This window comes from Roseateles sp. P5_B10, from assembly GCF_056400485.1.
The window spans coordinates 1-19,977 of sequence record NZ_JBFULE010000037.1 but is presented as its reverse complement, the minus strand read 5'-3'; the positions used below and the strand labels follow the sequence as shown (position 1 = coordinate 19,977).

The window sequence follows — 19,977 nt, the reverse complement described above, 5'->3', positions numbered from 1 at the left end:
GCTGTCGCCCGCCAGACCGGACTCCTGCAACCACAACGCCAGGCCGGCGTTGAGGCTGCCGGTGACCGGGTCTTCGGGGATGCCGAGGTCGGGCACAAAGGCGCGCACCTCGAACTGGCATTCACCGCCGGCCGGGTAGGCACCAACGACGCCGAGCTTGAGCCCCTGCATCGCGATGAAGTCCGGCTGCAGCGCCAGCACGCTGGCCGCGTCGCCCAGGCGAGCGGCCATCCAGCCGGGGCCGTTGTCGACCCAGACCAGGTCGAGCAAGGCTTCAGGCGTGATGCGCAGCGCGGCAATCGCCTGTGCACGCTCCTCCGCGCCCACGACACCACTGCGCTTCAACGGCGGCGCGGCAAAGGCCAGGCGGGCGCCGTCGCGCTTCACCCGCACCAGGCCGATGGCGCATTGCTGCACGACCTCGCCGGCCTTCTTCGCATCGCCGCCGCTGGCCAGGAAGGCATGGGCGCTGCCCAGCGTCGGGTGGCCCGCAAAGGGCAGCTCGCCGCCGGGCGTGAAGATGCGCACGCGGTAGTCGGCGCCCGGGTCGGTGGGCGGCAGCAGGAAGGTCGTCTCGGACAGATTGGTCCAGCGCGCGAAGTCGCTCATCTCGTCGTCGGACAGCCCCGCACCGTCGATGACGACAGCCAAGGCATTGCCCTTCAGTGGGACGGCGGTGAACACATCGACCTGGGCGAAGCGGCGCAACTGAGTCATGGCTTGATCATGGCTTGAGATAAAGACCGGGGCGGACGATTTCCATGCCGCGCTGCGGCTTGGCCAGTGGCGAGAAGCCGTGGCCGGCGTAGACCGCATGGGCGTCGCGGGTGAAGAGCATGAAGCGGCGCAAGCCCTGCAGGTCGGGGTGGGCCAGCAGCGTCTCGATCATCCATTTCGCCAGGCCGTGGCCGCGGTGGGTATCGAGCACATAGACATCGCAGAGATAGGCGAAGGTCGTCCGGTCGGTCACGACGCGGGCAAAGCCGACCTGGCCGACCCCTTCGGCATGCAGCGCGATGCACAGTGAGTTGGCAATCGAGCGCTCGACCAAGGCCAGCGGAATGCCTTCGGACCAATAGGCCCCGACGAGGAAGTCGTGCGCCGCCCGGGCGTCGATGTCCTCGGGCGCAAAGCTGAGCCGGTAGCCGTCGCGCTGCATCAGGGCGCGTGCTCCGCAACCGGCTCCAGCGCCTCGTGCAGCAGACGGCCGAGCTTCTCGACGCCATCCCGGATCAGGTCCGGTGTCAGCGTGACGAAGGACAGGCGCAGCGTGCGCGGGTCGGGCTGGTGGGCATAGAAGGCCGCGCCCGGCACATAGGCGATGCCGGCGTCCACGGCCCGGGGCAGCAGGGCCATCGCGTCCAGGCCTTCGGGCAGGCGGATCCAGAAGAACATGCCGCCCTGGGGCGACAGGTAGTCGCAGCCCGGCGGCAGATGCTCGCGCAGAGCCTCGGCCATCGCATCGCGGTTGGCCTTGTAGAGGGCGCGGATGGTGGGGATGTGGCCGTCCAGGAAGCCATCGCGGATGACCTCGTGGACGACGCGCTGATTGAAGCCCGGCGTGTGCAGGTCGGCGGCCTGCTTGGCCTGCAGCAGCTTCGGGTACAGCTCGGGCGGGGCGATCAGATAGCCGAGGCGAAAGCCCGGCGTCAGCACCTTGGAGAAGGAGCCCAGGTAGAGCGACCCTTCCGGCCATAGGCTGGATAGCGCGGCCGGCGGCGGCTCGTCGAACCAGAGGTCGCCATAAGGGTTGTCCTCGACGATGGGCACGCCGGCGCGGCGCGAGGCTTCGACGACTTCCACGCGGCGCTGGGCGCCCATGACGCGGCCGGTCGGGTTCTGGTAGTTGGGCAGCAGATAGCTGAAGCGCGTGCCGGGCGCGTCATGCGGCAGGGCCGCAATGGCCTCGGGGCGCGGGCCCTGGTCGTCGCTGGCGAGACTCGCAAAGATGGGCTCAAACKGCGTGAAGGCCTGCAGCGCACCGAGGTAGGTCGGCGTCTCGACGGCCACCGGCGCACCAGCGTCGCAGAGGATCTTGCCGACCAGGTCCAGCCCCTGCTGGGAGCCGCTGGTGATCAGCACCTGTTCCGGCGCCACGGTCATGCCGAGTGTTGCGACCCGCGCCGCCACCCATTCGCGCAGCGGCGCAAAGCCCTCGCTGGCCGCGTATTGCAGGGCCTCGCGCGGGTTCTTGCTCAGCACGCGGTCGCAGGCGGCCTTCAGCGCGTCGACCGGAAAGGTGTCCGCGCTCGGCAGGCCGCCGGCCATGGACAGGATGCCCGGCTTCTCGGTGACCTTGAGGATCTCGCGAATGATGGACGGGTTCATCCGCGCGGCGCGGCGCGCTTGGGTCCAGACGGTCGTCATGTCAGCCCCTCGTTCCATGAGTACATGGACCGATCCCCCGAGGGGATGGCGGTCCGGCTAGGGGCGGCCCGGCGCTCGGCCCGCCGGCCGGCAAAGACAGAATGGTGCATGGCAATCACTCGCGGGATTTCAAAGGAGTCAGCCTAGCATCCAGTCGACCGCGGCACGGGCCTGCAAATCGGTGGAGTCGAACAGCGGCAGGGCGGCAGCGCTGTCAGCGGGCAACAGCAGGCCCAGCTCGGTGCAGCCAAGAATGGCGGCCTGTGCGCCGCGGTCGGACAGGGCTGCGACCTGGGCGCGCAGGGCCTCGCGCGAGGCCGGTTCAAAGCGGCCGCGGCACAGTTCCTCGTAGATCAAGCGGTGCACTTCCGTGCGGCATACCTCTTCGGGCGTGATGACCTCGATGCCAAATCGCTCCCACATGCGGTCGCGATAGAAGCCCTGCTCCATCGTGAAGCGCGTGGCCAGCAGGCCGGCGCGTTTGACGCCGGCCGCACGCAGCGCCTCGGCGGTCGCGTCGACGATGTGCAAGACCGGCAGGCCGGCCGCTTGCTCGATCTCGGTGGCGACCAGGTGCATGGTGTTCGTGGCAATCAGCAGCGCCTGCGCGCCGGCGCGCTTCAGGCCGGCGGCGGCTTCGCCCAGCACGCGAGCGGCTTCGGCCCACTGGCCGGCGGACTGCATGGCCGCAATGGGCGCGAAGTCGACGCTGTGCAGCACCAGCTGGGCGCTGTGCAGGCCACCCAGGCGCGCGGCGACGCCGCGGTTGATCAGCGCGTACAGATGCTGGGTCGACTCCCAGCTCATGCCGCCGAGGATGCCAAGTGTCTTCATGCAGCGCCTGCCAGGTTCATGCGCCAGCCCCGTGCCGGCTTTGCCTCGACTCTGCGCTTGGGCGCGGGCTGCAGCAATTGAAAGGCTGCTTCCGGCCAGGCCTCGACAACGACCTCCTGACCAGCAGCCAGCGTCAGGCCCTCACCGGCACGCAGCCAGTGGTCATCGGTGCCTCCCGAAATGGTCAGCCACAGCCGACCACCCGTCACGACGAGGCGGCGCGGCGTGCGAGCGGCAGCCAGGGTCAGCGCCTGGCCGGGCGCAAGTGGGATGGTGAATCGATCATTCATCACAGGCCTCCTTCAGTGAACCGGTTGCCGTTTGCCCAGCCACACGACCGCGAGCACGGCGGCGGCGAAGACCACGGTCATCGCATCCAGCCGCTCGCCCAGCAAGGGCACTGCGAACAGCATGGACAAAAAGGGTTGCAGCACCTGCACCTGGCTGACGCGCATCGTGCCGCCCAGCGCCAGGCCGCGATACCAGGCAAAGAAGCCGATCCACATCGACACCAGCGATACATAGGCAAAGCCGCCCCAGGCCGAAGCTGCCACCGGCGCCGTCGGCCGCGTCAGCACGGCCAGTGGCACGGTGAAGGGCAAGCTGATGACCAGCACCCAGCAGATCACCTGCTCGGCCGTCAGGGCGCTGGTGAGCCGCGCGCCGCTGACATAACCCGCCGACGCGCAGACCACAGCCCCCAGCAGAAGGCCGTCCGCCATCTCCAGCCCGCCCGCCCCGCGCCAGGCCGCAAAGCCGATCACCAATGCCAGCCCAGCCAACGCACAGATCCAGAACCCCAGGCTCGGCCGCTGGCGCAGCACCAGCGCGGCGATGACGGCCGTGGCCAGTGGCAGCACACCGGACACGACCGAGGCATGCACCGCGTCCACATGGCGGACTGCAAAGCCCAGCAGCAGCGGCCAGCCGAACACGACGCCAGCGGCCGTGAAGGCCAGCAGCTGCCATTCGCCGCCGCGCGGCCGTCGCGCGCCGGTGATCCAGAGATAGGCGATCGACAACAGCCCCGCCGCCACCGCGCGCCCGAAGGCGACAAAGGCCGGGTCGAGCTGGGGCGCCGCAGCGCTGCCGCCGGCCAGCCGCGTCATCGGGATGCTGAGAGCGAACATCAGCACGCCGGCCGCGCCGAGCAGCAGGCCACGTGTCGCATCGGACGTGGTGGTCGTCGAGACCGTGGTGGACGTGGAAAACCCTGACATGAACTCAGTCTGAGGCATGACACCGATACAGAACCAGTACAGTCAGCCAACCTGACCAAGAATCTGTACTGCCATGCCCACCGGTACACACCCTCCCCTGCAGCGCGGCGCCAGCCTGCCGCTCGCCGGCCAGTTGGCTGAGCGCTATGCCCAGCGCATCCGGGAACGCCTGCTGCTGCCGGGCGCCCGCCTGCCGTCGGTGCGCGACTGTGCGCGCCAGCATGGCGTCAGCCCGCACACCGTCGTCGCCGCCTATGACCAGTTGCAGGCCGCGGGGTTGCTGGAGGCGCGCCGCCAGCGCGGCTTCTTCGTGCGCGAGAGCCGCCCGGCCACCACTCGCGCCGCGCCGCGCCCGCAGGCCATGGCCATGCCGCGCCAGGCGCCGATGGATGCGACGGCGCTGATCCGCGGCATGTTCGAGGCCGACGCCGCGCGCTCACCGGGCCTGGGCACGCTGCCGGCCGACTGGCTGGACCCGACGCTGCTGCAGTCCGCGCTGCGCCGCCTGCATGCCGCCGACTGCCTGGCCCTGCAGGTCGGCTATGGCGACCCGATGGGCGACGACCGCCTGCGCGCGGCGCTCTCCCAGCGCCTGGACGACCTCGGCATCCACGCTGTGCCGGCACAGATCCTGACGACCAACGGCGCCACGCACGCGCTGGACCTCATCATCCGCACCCAGTTGCAGCCCGGCGACGCCGTCCTCGTCGACGACCCGGGCTGGGCCGTCATGTTTGCCCGCCTGACCCAAGGCGGCATTCGCCTGCTGCCGGTTCCGCGTGGCGCCCAGGGACCCGACCTGGAGGTACTGAGCGCGCTCGCCGCCGCCCATTCGCCGCGCGCCTACCTGACCGTGTCGGTGCTGCACAACCCGACCGGCCACAGCCTCAACCTGGCCAGCGCCCACAAGCTGCTGCGCCTGGCCGACGAGCACGACTTCTTCATCGTCGAGGACGACAGCTACGGCTTCCTCGCGCCCGAGCACCTGCCGCGCCTGGCGGCTCTGGACGGGCTGCGCCGCGTCATCTACGTGTCGGGCTTCTCCAAGGTGCTGACGCCGGCCTGGCGAGTCGGCTACCTGGCGGCCGCGCCCGAGCGCCTGCACGCACTGACCGACACCAAGCTGCTCGATGGCCTGACCAGCTCGGCCGTGCTCGAGCGCGCCGTGGCGCTGTGCCTGGAGCAGGGGCGGCTGCGCCGCCATGCGCAGCGCCTGCGCGAGCGCCTGGCCACCGCGCGCCAGCGCATCTCGGCCCTGGCCACCAAGCAGGGCTTCGCCTGGGCTGCGCCGCCGGACGGCCTGTTCGGCTGGCTGGACGTCGGCGTCGACACCGAGCGCCTGGCCCAGCCCCTGCTGGACGCGGGCTGGCTGATCGCGCCCGGTGCCCTCTTCAGCGCCACGCGCGCCCCCGGCTCGCTGGTGCGCATCAACATGGCCACCTCGCAGGACCCGGCCTTCTGGCGCGAGCTGCGCGCCGGCGTTGACGCCTTGAAAGGCCGCGCCGCGCTCCCCTAGGTTCATCCCCCTTGTTCGCTGGAGCGACCCCTGGGCGCTTGAGCGGCGCTGCATCGCAGCCTGGACGGGCGGGTCGGCTTGGCGAGCTGGCAGTCGCATGTCGGCCGGCAGTTCGAGGCGGATGGCCACGCGGTCACGCCGCAGGCGCTGAGAGCCGATTTCTGCCGCCTGCAGGGCTGACAAAAAGTTCTCACTCCACCCGGACTTTTTCAAGGAGCCGCGCTCGGGCCGCCGGCAGAATCCGCGTCGCCCGGCGCCGCTGCGGCGCCCGATGTGGACATGAGCAACTCCTTGAAATTCCTTGTTGTAGACCCCCTTACCGGGGTTCAGACCTTTGCACGCCAGCTGCTGCAAAGCCGCGGCTTTGCCGCCGACAGCATCCTGTGCTGCGCCGACACCGAGGCGGCCCTGGCCCAGGGCCTGCTCTTCAAGCCTCATTTCCTGATCACCGACTGGTTTGCCAAGGCGCCACTGAGCGGCATCCAGCTCTACCAGCGCCTGCGTGAGGTGCAGCCATCGCTGCATCTGTCGTTGCTGAGTTTCGAGGTGACGCCCGAACACCAGTTCGAGGCCGAGGCGCACGGCGCCGACTTCCTGCTGAAGAAGCCCTTCACCGCCGAGCAGCTCAAGGCGGAGATGACTCGCTCACTCGAGGCGCTGGCCAAGCGCTCGCCCGGCCTGCATGGCCAGGTGCGCGAGGCGATGCGCGCGGCCAAGCCGGCGCCGCGGCCGGCGTTGCCCGTCATTGCGCCCCAGCCCGTCATCAAGCCGGGCGACAAGGTGCGCTTCAACGGCGCCGTTCACGTGGCCCAGTACGTCGTGCACCGCCACGGCGAGACCGTGGTGCAGCTCAAAGGTCAGAACGGCTTTGTGTCGCTCGAGAAGCTGCAACCCGCCTGACATCAAGTCCCCTCGCCCAGTCCTGCCCCGCTGAACGCGGGCGCGCCTGGTCGGCCCCCTGGGGGGACGGCGATGCTCACCGCCCGACGGGCCGGCTAGGGAGCGGCCCGGCGCTCGGCCCGGGCAGGGCACGACTGCCGCAGCACTCAGATCACGACGATGAGGATCATCAGCAGCGGATAAGGCAGGGCCACCGTCGGGCGCAGCGCGCTCTTCAGGTATTGCGTCACCAGGCCCAAGCCGCGCGGCCGGCTGGCGAGCCAGTCGCTGTGCAACTGCATTGCCACCGCGCCCTCGCCCGACTTCAGCCCCGCCTCGACAACGAGCAGGCGATCGCCCAGCCGCCCCTGGAAGGTCTTCAGCACGCCCTCCTGCAGCCACAGCAGGGCCAGCAGCGCCAGGGCCAGGGTGTTGTCCGGCACCAGCACGGTGGCCGCAAACGCCACCAGCTTCACACCCAGGGCCAAGGCCTCGTAGCGCTCGTGCTGCGCCTGCAGGGCCAACCATTCCTGGTGCAAGGCGTTCACTTCGCCTCCAACAGTTCCCACCGCTCCATCAGCACCAGCAGCTCGGCATCGATGTCGGCGGCGCGGTCGGTCACCTCGGCGATGCGGGTCGCGCCCTGCGCGTACAGCTCGCTACCGGCGATCAACGCGTTCAGCTGCGTCTGCTCGGCCTCCAGCGCGGCGATCTGCTTGGGGATCTCGTCGAGCTCGCGCTGCTCCTTGTAGCTGAGCTTGCGCTTGGTCGCGACGACCAACGCGGGCTCGGGCGCGGGCGGCGGTGTCGGAGCAGCCGCGGCCTTGGGTGCGGCCTGCGCCTGCAAAGCCGCGGCGCGCTTGGATTGCAGCAGCCAATCCTGCACGCTGCCTTCGTACTCGCGCCAGCGCGCGTCGCCTTCATAGACGATGGTGGACGTGACGACGTTGTCCAGGAAGCGCCGGTCGTGGCTGACGAGGAAGACGGTGCCGTCGTACTCCGCCAGCAGCTCCTCCAGCAGCTCCAGCGTCTCGATGTCGAGGTCGTTGGTGGGCTCGTCCAGCACCAGCACATTGGCGGGCCGTGCGAACAGGCGGGCCAACAGCAGGCGGTTGCGCTCGCCACCGCTCAGCGTTCGCACCGGTGAGTTGGCGCGCGCCGGCGAGAACAGAAAGTCGCCGAGGTAGCTCTTGACGTGCTTCTTCTGGTTGCCGATCTCGATCCACTCCGAGCCCGGGCTGATGGTGTCGGCCAGCGTCGCGTCGAGGTTCAGCGTGTCGCGCATCTGGTCGAAGTAGGCGACGCTCAGCCGAGAGCCCAGCCGCACCGTGCCGCTGTCCGGCGCCAACTCGCCGAGGATCATCTTCAGCAGCGTCGTCTTGCCGGCGCCGTTGGGGCCGATCAGGCCGACCTTGTCGCCGCGCAGGATGGTGGACGTGAAGCCGCGCACTATTGATCTGTCGCCGTAGCTCTTGGACACATCCTCCAGCTCCGCGACGATCTTGCCGCTGGCGCCACCGGTGTCAATGTCCAGCCGCACCTTGCCCTGCACATCGCGCCGCGCCGCATGGGCCTGGCGCATCACTTCCAGGCGCTGGATGCGCGCGACGGAGCGCGTGCGACGCGCCTCGACGCCCTTGCGGATCCAGACCTCCTCCTGAGCCAGCAGCTTGTCGAAGCGCGCGTTGAACAGCGCCTCGTTCTCCAGCTCATAGGCCTTGGCGGCCTGGAAGGCAGCGTAGTTGCCCGGGTAGCCGCGCAGCTGGCCGCGGTCCAGTTCGACGATGCGGTTGGCGACGTTGTCGAGGAAGGCGCGGTCGTGGGTGATCAGCAGCAGCGAGCCCTTGAAGTCGTTCAGCAGGCCTTCCAGCCAGGTGATGGCGTCCAGGTCCAGGTGGTTGGTGGGCTCGTCCAGCAGCAGCACGTCCGGTTGGGCGACGAGGGCCCGGCCCAGCGCGACGCGCTTCTTCAGGCCACCGGACAGCGTGCTCACCAGGCGCGAACCGTCCAGGCCCAGGCGGTGCAGGGTCTCCTCGACGCGCTGCTCCCAGTTCCAGGCGCCGATGTGCTCGATGCGCTCCTGCACCCAGGCCAGGTCATCGTTCTCATCATGGATCTCGTAGCGCTCGCGCAGCGCCTTGTGCTCGGCCACGCCCTCGCTGATGACGTCGAAGATGGTCGCGTCGCCGCGCAGCTCGGGCTCCTGCGGCACATAGACGTTGGTCAGGCCTTGCTGCTGCTGCAGCAGGCCGTCGTCGAGCTTCTCGAGGCCAGCCAGGATCTTCAGCAGCGAGGACTTRCCGGTGCCGTTGCGGCCGATGAGGCCGACGCGTTCGCCGACTTCGAGAGAAAAGCCAGCACCGTCGAGCAGGGCGACGTGGCCGAAAGCGAGGTGGGCGTTGGAGAGGGAGAGGACTGCCATCCCTCGATTGTCCCTCGGCGGTTCAAACGACCCTCAGCGACGGGGTTGCCGACAGATGGCCCAGCACCTGCTCCATGACCGCCGGGTCGTTGAGCAGGCGGCGGTGGCCGAGGTTCTCGGTCACGTGCAGGCGGCCCGCCGCCAAGCCGGCCAGCAGGGTCTCGCTGCCGGTCAGTGGCGCCGTCAGATCGCCCCGGTCATGCACCAGCAGCGTCGGCTGGTTCACGCGCACGCCCAGCCAGCCGGGCTCGAAATGCCCCAGCGATGCGCCCTCGCTTTGCTCGATACGGCCGCGCATGCGCGCCGCCAGACCCTCGCCCGTGCCCATGGCCTGGGCGAACCAGCGCAGGAACTGCCAGGGTGGGGGCGCCAGCGCGATCAGCGCCGCCCGCCGCACCGGCAGGCCACGCGCCAATGCGTGGGACAGCGCCATCGCCCCCAGGGAATGCGCGACGACCCCATCCCACGGCCCGAAGCGGGCCGTGACGGCGAACAGCGCCCTCACCCACTGCAGCAGGTTGCTGCGCCAGCCGCTGCTGCGGCCGTGCGCCGGCAGATCCAGCAGCACCGGCTCGAAGCCGGCCACCGCCAGCGTGTCGGCCAGCGGCCGCAGCTGCTGGGCATCGCCGGCCCAGCCGTGCGTCAGCAGCACCTTGGGCCGGCCCGGTTCGCCATGCTCGATATCGCTGCGCTGCCAGACGCTGATGTGGCCACCTTCGAAGGGCAGTTGCCGCTCCACCCAGGGCCGCGGCACGTCCCGCGAACGGGCCAGCCATTTGGTCGGCATGGGCGTGAAGAACAGGCGCAGCGCCACGCGCGCGCCGAGGTCGGGCGACAGGCGATGCAGGCCACGCAACAGCGCCGCGATGCCGCGGGCGGTGGGCGAGGCGTAGAAGGCAGCGGCGGGGTTGTGGGAGGTGGTCACAGGGGCTCCATATTTCGCACGACCGTGCGAAGAAAAGGCAAACGAAGAAGATCAGCGGGCAAAGGCGTCATCGATCAGGGAAGGCAGTCGTTCAGCAGGCGCTGCCAGGCACGCTCGGCGCGCTCACCGGCACCGGGGTCGCGCAGGAAGCGGGCGTCGTGCAGCAGGATGATGAAGATGGCGTCCATTTCGAACACCATCTGCTCGGCGTCGAGGTCGGCACGCAGATGGCCCGCTTCAACCGCCTGCAGCACGGTGCGCCGCAGCGTCGCGCGCCAGCGCAGTACACCGTCCAGCAGGTGCTCGCGCACCGGGCCCTCGCGGTCGTCATACTCGAAGGCACCGGCCGTGTAGAGGCAGGTCTTGTGGCGGTCGACGTCGCTGGCCCAGGCCAGCCAGCGGCGCATGACGGCCTGCAGCCGCGGCAGGCCGCGGGCCTCGCTCATGGCGGGCACGAAGACGGTCTGCACAAATCGCCTGTCGAATTCCAGCAGCACAGCCAGTTGCAGTTGCTCGCGCGAGCCCACGCGCGAAAACACGCCGCTCTTGGACAGGTCCAGCCGCTTGGCCACCTCACCGATGCTGATGCTCTCCAGCCCCTCGGTCACGGCCATGTCGAGTGCCGCGCCGACGATGGCGGCCAGCGTGATCTCGGCGCGTTCGCTGCGGGTTTCCATGCCCGCAATTTAGCACGACCGTGCGGGCCTCCGCTAGGGTGCCATGTGCGGGGTCTTCGCGTCCAGCACGGCTTCCGGCTCCTCGGCCTCGGCCGGCGTCTCGTTGTCCAGCACAGCCTGCAGTCGAGGCATGTCCAGGTCACCCGTCCACTTGCCCACCACCACCGTGGCGACGCCGTTGCCCACCAGGTTGGTCAGCGCCCGCGCCTCGGACATGAAGCGGTCGATGCCCAGGATCAGCGCCAGCCCCTCGACCGGCACATGGCCGACGGCCGACAGCGTGGCTGCCAGCACGATGAAGCCGCTGCCCGTCACGCCGGCCGCGCCCTTGGAGGTCAGCAGCAGCACGCCCAGCAGCGTCAGTTGCTGCATCAGGGTCATCGGCGTGTCGGTCGCCTGGGCGATGAAGACGGCCGCCATCGTCAGATAGATGGAGGTGCCGTCGAGGTTGAAGGAATAGCCGGTCGGGATGACGAGGCCGACGGTGGACTTGCGCACGCCGAGGTTCTCGAGCTTGGCCATCATGCGCGGCAGCACCGATTCGCTGGACGACGTGCCCAGCACGATGAACAGCTCTTCCTTGATGTACTTGATGAACTTCCAGACCGAGAAGCCATGCAGCCTGGCGATGGTGCCCAGCACGATGAAGATGAAGATCAGGCAGGTGGCGTAGAAGGCACCCATCAGCTTGGCCAGCGAGACCAGCGAGCCCAGCCCGTACTTGCCGATGGTGAAGGCCATCGCACCGAAGGCGCCAATGGGCGCGAGCTTCATGATCATGCCGACGATGGCGAACAGCACGTGCGAGGTTTTCTCGATGACGTCGAACACCAGCGTGCCACGCCCGCCGAAGCGGTGCAGCGCAAAGCCGAACAGCAGCGCGAACAGCAGCACCTGCAGCATCTCGCCCTTGGCGAAGGCGTCCACCACCGTGGTCGGGATGATGGCGAGCAGGAAGTCCACCGTGCCTTGCAGCTTGCCCGGCCCGGTGTACGCGGCAATGCCCTTGGTGTCCAGCGTCTTGGGGTCCACATGCATGCCGTCGCCCGGCTGCAGCACGTTGACGATGATGAGGCCGACGATCAGCGCGATGGTGGACACGGCCTCGAAGTACAGCAGCGCATAGCCGCCGGTCTTGCCGACACGCTTCATGTCCTCCATGCCGGCGATGCCCACCACCACCGTGCAGAAGATGATGGGCGCGATGATCATCTTGATCAGCTTGATGAAGCCGTCGCCCAGCGGCTTGAGCGCCTCGCCCGTCTGTGGCCAGAAGTGGCCGATCAGCACGCCGATGAGGATGGCTGTGATGACCTGCAGGTACAGCGAACGGTAGAAAGGCTGGCGGCCGGTGGCAGCTTGCATGCGTGTCTCCATCAGTTCTTCGAGCGGAACTGGCTTCGGCGGCAGCTTAGGTGCGAAGGCCGGCGGCGGCGACTGTGGCTTCCCACAAGAATTGCAAAGCCGGCGCCCAACCCCCTAGAACAATTGGCTCGCGTGGTGGCGCAGGTGGTCGCCCATGAAGCTGGCGATGAAGTAATAGCCATGGTCGTAGCCGGCATGGCGGCGCAGGGTCAAGGGTTGACCCTTGGCGGCGCAGGCGGCCTCGAAGGCTTCGGGGTGCAGTTGCTCGGCCAGGAATTTGTCGGCCTGGCCCTGGTCGATGAGGATGCCCTCCGGGTAAGGGGCGCTGGCCTGTGACTGCATCAACGCGCTGGCGTCGTGGGCAGCCCAGGCGGCCCGGTCCTCGCCGAGATAGCCACTGAAGGCTTTCTGGCCCCAGGGGCATTGCATGGGTGCGGCGATGGGCGCAAAGGCCGACAGTGACGCGAAGCGGCCGGGATGGCGCAACGCCAGAGTCAGCGCGCCATGGCCTCCCATGGAGTGACCGAACAGGCCGGCGCGCGCGAGCCCGGTTTCGCGCTGCACCAGCGGCAGCAGCTCTCGCATCAGCCAGCTCTCCATGCGCCAGTGTTTGGCCCACGGCTCGCGCGTCGCATCGAGATAGAAGCCCGCGCCGACGCCGAAATCCCAGGCCTCGCTCTCGCCTGCCACGCCGGCACCGCGCGGGCTGGTGTCGGGCGTCAGCAGGGCCAGGCCCAGCTCGGCCGCCAGCGCCTGCGCGCCGGCCTTGATCGCGAAGGTCTCCTCGTTGCAGGTCAGGCCCGCAAGAAACACCAGCAGCGCCTTGGGCTGCGGCGGCAGGAAGAGCCCGAAGCGCATGGGCAGGCCAATCTCGGCCGAGTCGTGCTGGTGGAAGCGCTGGATGCCGCCAAAGCAGCGGTGTTCGCTCAGGATCTGCATCAGTGCCCGCCCGGCCGCCCGAAGGGCACTGACGCCCCCTCGGGGGGCAGGAAACGAAGTTGACGTGGGGGCTTCATGCCCACAGTGTGGCCGCAGAATTCGCAGGATGTCCCAATTCCAGACCTATCTCGTCGGCGGCGCCATCCGCGACCGCCTGCTCGGCCTGCCCGTAAAGGACCATGACTGGGTCGTCGTCGGCGCGTCGCCGCAGGACTTGGCTGCAGCCGGCTATCTGCCCGTCGGCAAGGACTTCCCCGTCTTCCTGCACCCCGACACGCGCGAGGAAGTGGCCCTGGCTCGCACCGAGCGCAAGACAGCCGCCGGCTATCACGGCTTCGCCTTCCATGCCGCGCCCGACGTGACGCTGGAGCAGGACCTGGCGCGCCGCGACCTGACGATCAACGCAATGGCCCAGGACGAGCAGGGGCGCCTCGTCGACCCCCACGACGGCCAGCGTGACATCCGCGACAAAGTGCTGCGCCATGTGTCGCCCGCCTTTGCCGAGGACCCGGTGCGCATCCTGCGCCTGGCCCGCTTTGCGGCGCGCTTTGCGGACTTCACGGTCGCGCCCGAGACCGTCGAGCTGATGCGCGCCATGGTCGCGGCCGGCGAGGTGGATGCGCTGGTGGCGGAACGCGTCTGGCAGGAGCTGTCGCGCGGCCTGATGGAGAACAAGCCGTCGCGCATGTTCGAGGTGCTGCGCCAGGCTGGTGCGTTAGCGCGGCTGCTGCCCGAAGTGGAGGCCCTGTTCGGCGTGCCGCAGCCCGAGGCCCACCATCCCGAGGTCGACACCGGCATCCATCTGCTGATGGTGCTGGACCAATGCGCCCGGCTGGAGGCGCCGCTGACCGTGCGCTACGCCTGCCTGTGCCACGACCTCGGCAAGGGCACGACGCGCAAGGAGGAGCTGCCGCGCCACATCGCTCACGAGGTGCGCAGCGAAAAGTTGGCCCGCGAGGTCAGCGCGCGCTGGAAAGTGCCGACCGATTGCCGCGAACTGGCCGAGCTGGTCGCCCGCGAGCACACCCATGTGCACCAGAGCAGCGCCTTCAGCGCCGAGGCGCGGCTGCGCCTGCTGGAGCGCTGCGACGCCTGGCGCCGGCCCGAGCGTTTTGCCGAAATGCTGTGGGCCTGCGAATGCGACGCCCGCGGCCGCCTCGGGCTGGAGGACCGCGACTACCCGCAGCGCGAGCGCCTCGCTGCCGACCTGKCGGCGACGCTGAAGGTCGACCTCGCCGCCGCCAGCGCCGAGGCCATTGCGCGCGGCGCCAAGGGGCCGGACATCGGCCGCGCCGTGCAGCGCGCGCGGCTGGCGGCGCTCAATGCCAGCGTTAGTTAGGGCCCTGTGACGCCCAAGCCCGTCTCAGGGCTTTGCGTTGCTTCACCGGCGTGAAAGCGATCGCATGGCTAAAGTCAGTGGTTTTGCTCCCGGCGCCAGGGTCGGCGCCGGAGCGGGCCGTCGAGAAGCAAGTCGAACAGGACGCAATGATGAAGTTGGCATGGGGTAGCAGCGCTCGGCTGGGCATCTTGGTGGCACTGGGCATGGGGCTGGGCGGTTGCGGCCAGTCCAACAGCCAGACTGCGGCGGCCACGCCGCCCCCGCCCGAAGTGGGCGTCGTCACCGTCACGCCGGGCCGTGCCGACCTCGCCGCCGAACTGCCCGGTCGGCTGGAGGCCTTCCGCGTCGCCCAGGTGCGCGCCCGCGCCGCCGGCATCCTGAACAAGCGCCTCTTCACTGAGGGCAGCGACGTCAAGGCCGGCCAGGCCTTGTTCGAGATCGACGCCGCGCCCTACCGCGCCTCCCTCGCCAGCGCTCAGGCCACGCTCGCACGCGCCGAAGCCAATCTGCTGCAGGCCCAGTCGCTGGCCGACCGCTATGCACCGCTGGCCAAGACCCAGGCCGTCAGCCAGCAGGAAGCGCTGGGCGCCCAGGCCGCCGCTGGCCAGGCCAAGGCCGACGTGGCCGCCGGCAAGGCCGCCGTGCAGACAGCGCAGATCAACCTCGGCTATGCCGCCGTCACCTCGCCCATCTCCGGCCGCATCGGCCGCGCGCTGGTCACTGAGGGTGCGCTGGTGGGCCAGGGCGAGGCCACGCCGCTGGCCATCGTGCAGCAGATCGACAAGCTCTACGTCAACTTCACGCAATCGGCCGCCGAGGTGATGCGGCTGCGCCAGGCGCTGGCCGACGGCAAGCTGCAACGCGCGGGCGGCAAGGACGCCGCACGCGTGCAGGTGCTGCTCGAGGACGGCAGCGTCTACGCCGAGACCGGCAAGCTGCTGTTCTCGGACTTGAGCGTGGACGCCGCCACCGGCCAGATCACGCTGCGCGCCGAGCTGCCCAACCCCAAGGGCCTGCTGCTGCCGGGTCTGTATGTGCGCGTGCGTCTGGCCCAGGCCGAGGTGAGCGACGCCGTCTGGCTGCCGGCACAAGCGGTGGCGCGCGGCGCGACCGGCGAGACCGTGCTAGTGGTGGCCGACGACGGCAGCGTCAGCGCGCGGCCCGTGAAGCTGGGCCCGGCCCAGGGCGGCAAGGCGCTGATCCTGAGCGGGCTCAATGCCGGCGAGAAGGTCATCGTCGACGGCCTGCAGAAGGCCAAGGCCGGTGGCAAGGCGCGCCCGGTGCCATGGGCGCCAGCAGCAGCATCGGCCCCCGCCGCAGCCCCTGCTTCGGCCGCCTCGAAGGCCTGACCTCACATGGCGCAGTTCTTCATCAACCGGCCCATCTTCGCGTGGGTCATCGCCCTGTTCATCACGGTCATCGGCATCGTCGCGGTCACGCAGCTGCCGATCGCGCAGTACCCGCCGGTGGCGCCGCCGTCCATCGTGCTGTCGGTCAGCTACCCCGGCGCCTCGGCGCAGACGCTGGAGGACTCGGTCATCAGCGTCATCGAGCGCGAGATGAACGGCTCACCCGGCCTGATCTACATGGAAGCCGTGGCGCAAGCCGACGGCACCGGCTCCATCACGATGAGCTTCGACCCGGCCACCAGCCCCGACCTGGCCCAGGTGGACGTGCAGAACCGCTACGCCCGCGCTCAGCCGCGGCTGCCTCAGGCCGTCATCCAGCAGGGCGTGCGGGTGGACAAGGCCAACCCCAACTTCCTGCTCTTCATCATCCTGTCGAGCAGCAACCCGGCCTTCGACCCCATCGCGCTGGGCGACTACGCCTCGCGCACCGTGCTGCCCGAGATCCAGCGCGTGCCCGGCGTGGGCCAGGGCCTGCTGTTCGGCACCGAGCGCGCCATGCGCATCTGGCTGGACCCGGCCAAGCTCGTGGGCTTCCGACTCGCGCCGGCCGACGTCAACGCGGCCATCCAGGCACAGAACGCCCAGGTCAGCTCCGGCTCCATCGGCGACCTGCCCAATGTGCCCGGCCAACCGGTCGCGGCCACGGTCGTCGTGCGCGGCCAGCTCACGAACGTGGAGCAGTTCGGCAACATCATCCTGCGCGCCAACGCCGACGGCTCCACCGTGCGGCTCAAGGACGTGGCCCGCATCGAGCTGGGCGCTGACAGCTATACCGGCCGCTCCACGCGACTGAACGGGAACCCGTCGGCCGGCGTGGGCGTACAGCTTGCCCCTGCGGCCAATGCGCTGCAGACGGCCAAGCTCATCAAGCAGCGGCTCAAGCAGCTGGAGCCCTATTTCCCGGCGGGCGTGAAGGCCACCATCCCCTACGACAGCTCGCTGTTCATCGACATCTCCATCTCGCAGGTCGTCGAGACGCTGGTGGAGGCCGTCGCGCTGGTGTTCCTCGTGATGTTCCTGTTCCTGCAGAACATCCGCTACACCATCATCCCCACGCTGGTCGTGCCCATCGCGCTGCTGGGCAGCTTCGCCACGCTGCTGGCCCTGGGCTTCTCCATCAACGTGCTGACGATGTTCGGCATGGTGCTGGTCATCGGCATCGTGGTGGACGACGCCATCGTCGTGGTGGAGAACGTCGAGCGCGTCATGAGCGAGGAGGGGCTGTCGCCCCTCAAGGCCACGCGCAAAGCCATGGGGCAGATCTCCGGCGCCATCGTCGGCGTGACGGTGGTGCTGATCTCGGTGTTCGTGCCGCTGGCCTTCTTCTCGGGCTCCATCGGCAACATCTACCGCCAGTTCTCGGCGGTGATGGTCAGCTCCATCGCCTTCTCGGCCTTCCTGGCGCTGTCGCTGACGCCGGCGCTTTGCGCCACGCTGCTCAAGCCCGTGGAGGCCGGCCACCACCTGGAGAAGCGCGGCTTCTTCGGCTGGTTCAACCGCGGCTTCTCGCGCACGGCCAAGGGCTACGAGGGCTGGGTGTCCAAGTTCATCTACCGCGGCGCGCGCATGGCCGTGGTCTACGCGGCCGTCATCGCGGCGGCCGTGCTGGTGTTCCAGAAGCTGCCCACCTCCTTCGTGCCCAATGAAGACCAGGGCAACATCCTCGTCAACATCCAGCTGCCGCCGGGCGCCACCCAAGCCCGCACGCTGAATGTCGTGAAGCAGGTCGAGGACTACATGCTCAAGCAGCCCGAGGTGGAGAGCATGGTCGGCGTCGTCGGCTTCAGCTTCTCGGGCGCGGGGCAGAACGCAGGCCTGGCCTTCGTCACGCTCAAGCCCTGGGACGAGCGCCACGGCCCCGAGCACTCCGCGCAAGGCCTGGCCGCCCGCGCCTTCGGGGCGCTGAGCAAGGTGCGCGACGCCATCATCTTCCCGACCAGCCCGCCGCCCATCCGCGATCTGGGCCGCGCCAACGGCTTCGCCTTCCGCCTGCAGGACCGCAGCGGCCACACGCGCGCCGAGCTGCTGGCCGCGCGCAACCAACTGCTGGGCGCCGCGGCCAAGAACCCGCTGCTGAACGCCGTGCGCCCCGACGGCCTGGAGGACGCCGCGCAGCTGGAGCTCAGCATCGACCGCGAGCGTGCGCAGGCGCTGGGCGTGAACATCGGCGCCGTCAACGCGGTGCTGGGCACGTCGCTGGGGTCCACCTACGTGAACGACTTCCCCAACACCGGCCGCCTGCAGCGCGTCATCGTGCAGGCCGATGCGCCCGCGCGCATGCAGCCCGAGGACCTCGCCCGGCTCAACGTGCTCAACAGCGCCGGCCAGCCGGTGCCTCTGAGCGCCTTCTCGACCAGCAAGTGGGTCACCGGCGCCATGCAGACCGTGCGCTACAACGGCTACTCGGCCATGCGCATCCTGGGCGAGCCGGCCAAGGGCGTGTCCACCGGCGTGGCCATCGCCGAGATGGAGAAGATCGCGGCCACCCTGCCCGACGGCTTCGGCTACGAGTGGACCGGCCAGTCGCGTGAGGAAAAGCTCTCGGGCTCCACCGCCTTCATCCTGTTCGGCTTCTCGCTGCTGGCCGTGTTCCTGTGCCTGGCCGCGCTGTACGAGAGCTGGAGCATCCCGCTCGCCGTCGTCCTCGTGGTGCCGCTGGGCGTGCTCGGCGTGGTGCTGGGCGCCACCTTCCGCGGGTTGGAGAACGACGTCTATTTCAAGGTCGGCATGATCACCATCATCGGCCTGTCGGCCAAGAACGCGGTGCTGATCATCGAGTTCGCCAAGGACCTGCAGGCCCACGGCAAGAGCGTGTTCGACGCGGTGCGCGAAGCCGCCCACCTGCGCTTTCGCCCCATCATCATGACCTCGCTGGCCTTCATGCTGGGCGTGCTGCCGCTGGTGCTCGCCAGCGGCGCGGGCTCGGCCAGCCAGCGTGCCATCGGCACGGGCGTGCTGGGCGGCATGTTGACCGCCACGGCGCTGGCCGTGTTCTTCGTGCCGGTGTTCTTCGTCGTCGTGCGCCGTTTCTTCCCGGGCAGCGAGCGGCAGCGCAAGCGCGATGCCCACGAGGCGGAAGATGACACGGGAGGCCAGGCATGAAAACGTCTCTCTCGCTGATCGCCCTCGCGGCGCTGCTGGCCGCCTGCGCCGGCCCCGAGCCCAAGCGCCCGGTTGCCTCGGAAGCCGCGGCCGCAGCCGTGCCGCAAGCCTTTCCGCAAGCCGGTGGCCCTGGCGCGACGGCCGCCACCGAGTTGCCCTGGGCCCAGGCCTTCAAGGGCGCGCGGCTGCAAAAGCTGATCCCGCTGGCCCTGGCCAACAACCGCGACCTGCGCGTCGCGGTGCTCAACATCGAGAGCGCCCGCGCCACCGCTTCGGCGCGCGATGCCGACCTCTGGCCCACCGTCAACGCCGGCATCAGCGGCTCGCGCACGCCGACGGCGGCTGGCGGCATCAACAGCGTCTACCAGGCCGGCCTGCAGGTCTCGGCCTATGAGCTGGACCTGTTCGGCCGCCTGCGTGGCCTGAGCGCCGCGGCCGCCGCGCAGGTGCTGGCGGCACAGTCCAACCAGCAGGCGGTGCGCACGGCGCTGGTGGCGAGCGTCGCCAATGCCGAGATCGCGCTGCAGGCCGACGAGGCCCTGCTCAAGATCACGCGCGACGCCCTCGCCACACGCGAGCAGTCGCTGTCGCTGACCCGCCAGCGCTTCGAAGGCGGCGTGTCAGGCGAGCTGGACCTGCGCTCGGCCGAGTCCTCCTGGCAGGCAGCCCGCGCCGTGCTGGCCCAGGCTCAGCGCCAGCGCGCGCTGGACGAGAACGCGCTGGCCCTGCTGATCGGCGGCCCGCTGCCGGCCGACCTGCCCGCGCCCACCGGCGACCTGGCGGACTTCGAGCCCCTGGCCGAGTTGCCCGCCGGGGTGCCCAGCGAGGTGCTGACACGCCGGCCCGACATCCGCCAGGCCGAGTTCCAGCTCGGCGCAACGGACGCCAACATCGATGCCGCCCGCGCCGCCTTCTGGCCGCGCATCACGCTGACCGGCAGCGTCGGCACGGCCAGCGGCCATCTGTCCGACCTGTTCAAGAAC

Annotated in this window: 18 protein-coding genes; 6 read left to right on the top strand and 12 right to left on the bottom strand. The window is 69.5% G+C overall.

What is annotated here, in order from left to right; translation table 11 throughout:
* The 6 genes from AC1DU6_RS04860 to AC1DU6_RS04835 all read right to left on the bottom strand — a co-directional run.
* Positions 1-717: PhzF family phenazine biosynthesis protein (locus tag AC1DU6_RS04860; protein WP_477856209.1), on the bottom strand; the 717-nt coding region annotated here is incomplete at its 3' end.
* A gap of 7 nt (positions 718-724) precedes the next feature.
* Positions 725-1,159 carry a GNAT family N-acetyltransferase gene (locus tag AC1DU6_RS04855; RefSeq protein WP_457321997.1) on the bottom strand — a complete coding sequence of 145 codons (435 nt, stop codon included), beginning with the start codon at positions 1,157-1,159 and terminating at the stop codon, positions 725-727.
* Entirely contained in the window at positions 1,159-2,367 is a 1,209-nt protein-coding gene (locus AC1DU6_RS04850) for an aminotransferase-like domain-containing protein (protein WP_477856208.1), read from the bottom strand. The genes AC1DU6_RS04855 and AC1DU6_RS04850 overlap by 1 nt, the downstream gene beginning before the upstream one ends.
* A 138-nt stretch (positions 2,368-2,505) precedes the next feature.
* On the bottom strand, positions 2,506-3,201 hold the full coding sequence (locus AC1DU6_RS04845) for an aspartate/glutamate racemase family protein (RefSeq protein ID WP_477856207.1): 696 nt from the start codon (positions 3,199-3,201) through the stop codon (positions 2,506-2,508).
* Positions 3,198-3,491: a DUF2917 domain-containing protein gene (locus tag AC1DU6_RS04840; protein WP_056205574.1), complete on the bottom strand. Its 294-nt coding sequence runs from the start codon at positions 3,489-3,491 to the stop codon at positions 3,198-3,200. Before AC1DU6_RS04840 ends, AC1DU6_RS04845 begins: the two co-directional genes overlap by 4 nt.
* Before the next feature lie 12 nt (positions 3,492-3,503).
* A complete protein-coding gene (locus tag AC1DU6_RS04835; protein ID WP_457350604.1) occupies positions 3,504-4,421 on the bottom strand; it encodes a DMT family transporter in 918 nt (305 codons plus the stop codon).
* A gap of 73 nt (positions 4,422-4,494) precedes the next feature.
* Between AC1DU6_RS04835 and AC1DU6_RS04830 the strand changes: the two genes are divergently transcribed.
* Entirely contained in the window at positions 4,495-5,937 is a 1,443-nt protein-coding gene (locus tag AC1DU6_RS04830) for an aminotransferase-like domain-containing protein (RefSeq protein WP_056205578.1), read from the top strand.
* Between the two features lie 279 nt (positions 5,938-6,216).
* Positions 6,217-6,837: a response regulator gene (locus AC1DU6_RS04825; RefSeq protein ID WP_457322890.1), complete on the top strand. Its 621-nt coding sequence runs from the start codon at positions 6,217-6,219 to the stop codon at positions 6,835-6,837.
* A gap of 146 nt (positions 6,838-6,983) precedes the next feature.
* Here the strand turns inward: AC1DU6_RS04825 and AC1DU6_RS04820 are convergent, their stop codons facing one another.
* The 6 genes from AC1DU6_RS04820 to fghA form a co-directional block, all read right to left on the bottom strand.
* Complete coding sequence (locus AC1DU6_RS04820) at positions 6,984-7,364, bottom strand: hypothetical protein (protein WP_056205581.1); 381 nt, start codon at positions 7,362-7,364, stop codon at positions 6,984-6,986.
* Positions 7,361-9,238, bottom strand: a complete 1,878-nt coding sequence (locus AC1DU6_RS04815; RefSeq protein WP_457442512.1) for an ATP-binding cassette domain-containing protein — start codon at positions 9,236-9,238, stop codon at positions 7,361-7,363. The genes AC1DU6_RS04820 and AC1DU6_RS04815 overlap by 4 nt, the downstream gene beginning before the upstream one ends.
* Before the next feature lie 22 nt (positions 9,239-9,260).
* Positions 9,261-10,163 (bottom strand): alpha/beta fold hydrolase, encoded by a 903-nt coding sequence (locus AC1DU6_RS04810; RefSeq protein WP_457322888.1) that lies wholly within the window; start codon positions 10,161-10,163, stop codon positions 9,261-9,263.
* Between the two features lie 74 nt (positions 10,164-10,237).
* Entirely contained in the window at positions 10,238-10,840 is a 603-nt protein-coding gene (locus AC1DU6_RS04805; protein ID WP_457322887.1) for a TetR/AcrR family transcriptional regulator, read from the bottom strand.
* Positions 10,841-10,873: 33 nt separating this feature from the next.
* Complete coding sequence (locus tag AC1DU6_RS04800) at positions 10,874-12,205, bottom strand: dicarboxylate/amino acid:cation symporter (RefSeq protein ID WP_457322886.1); 1,332 nt, start codon at positions 12,203-12,205, stop codon at positions 10,874-10,876.
* 114 nt (positions 12,206-12,319) lie between these two features.
* Positions 12,320-13,144: an S-formylglutathione hydrolase gene (gene fghA / locus AC1DU6_RS04795; RefSeq protein WP_457322885.1), complete on the bottom strand. Its 825-nt coding sequence runs from the start codon at positions 13,142-13,144 to the stop codon at positions 12,320-12,322.
* Positions 13,145-13,250: 106 nt separating this feature from the next.
* Here fghA and AC1DU6_RS04790 point away from each other — a divergent pair, with 106 nt between their 5' ends.
* The 4 genes from AC1DU6_RS04790 to AC1DU6_RS04775 form a co-directional block, all read left to right on the top strand.
* The gene (locus AC1DU6_RS04790) at positions 13,251-14,483 is read left to right on the top strand and encodes a multifunctional CCA addition/repair protein (protein WP_477856206.1); all 1,233 of its coding nucleotides are present in this window, start codon (positions 13,251-13,253) and stop codon (positions 14,481-14,483) included.
* Positions 14,484-14,632: 149 nt separating this feature from the next.
* Positions 14,633-15,832: an efflux RND transporter periplasmic adaptor subunit gene (locus AC1DU6_RS04785; RefSeq protein WP_477856205.1), complete on the top strand. Its 1,200-nt coding sequence runs from the start codon at positions 14,633-14,635 to the stop codon at positions 15,830-15,832.
* A gap of 6 nt (positions 15,833-15,838) precedes the next feature.
* Positions 15,839-18,994 carry an efflux RND transporter permease subunit gene (locus tag AC1DU6_RS04780; RefSeq protein ID WP_477856204.1) on the top strand — a complete coding sequence of 1,052 codons (3,156 nt, stop codon included), beginning with the start codon at positions 15,839-15,841 and terminating at the stop codon, positions 18,992-18,994.
* A partial coding sequence (locus AC1DU6_RS04775) for an efflux transporter outer membrane subunit (RefSeq protein ID WP_477856203.1) occupies positions 18,991-19,977 on the top strand: 987 nt, incomplete at its 3' end. The genes AC1DU6_RS04780 and AC1DU6_RS04775, both read left to right, overlap by 4 nt.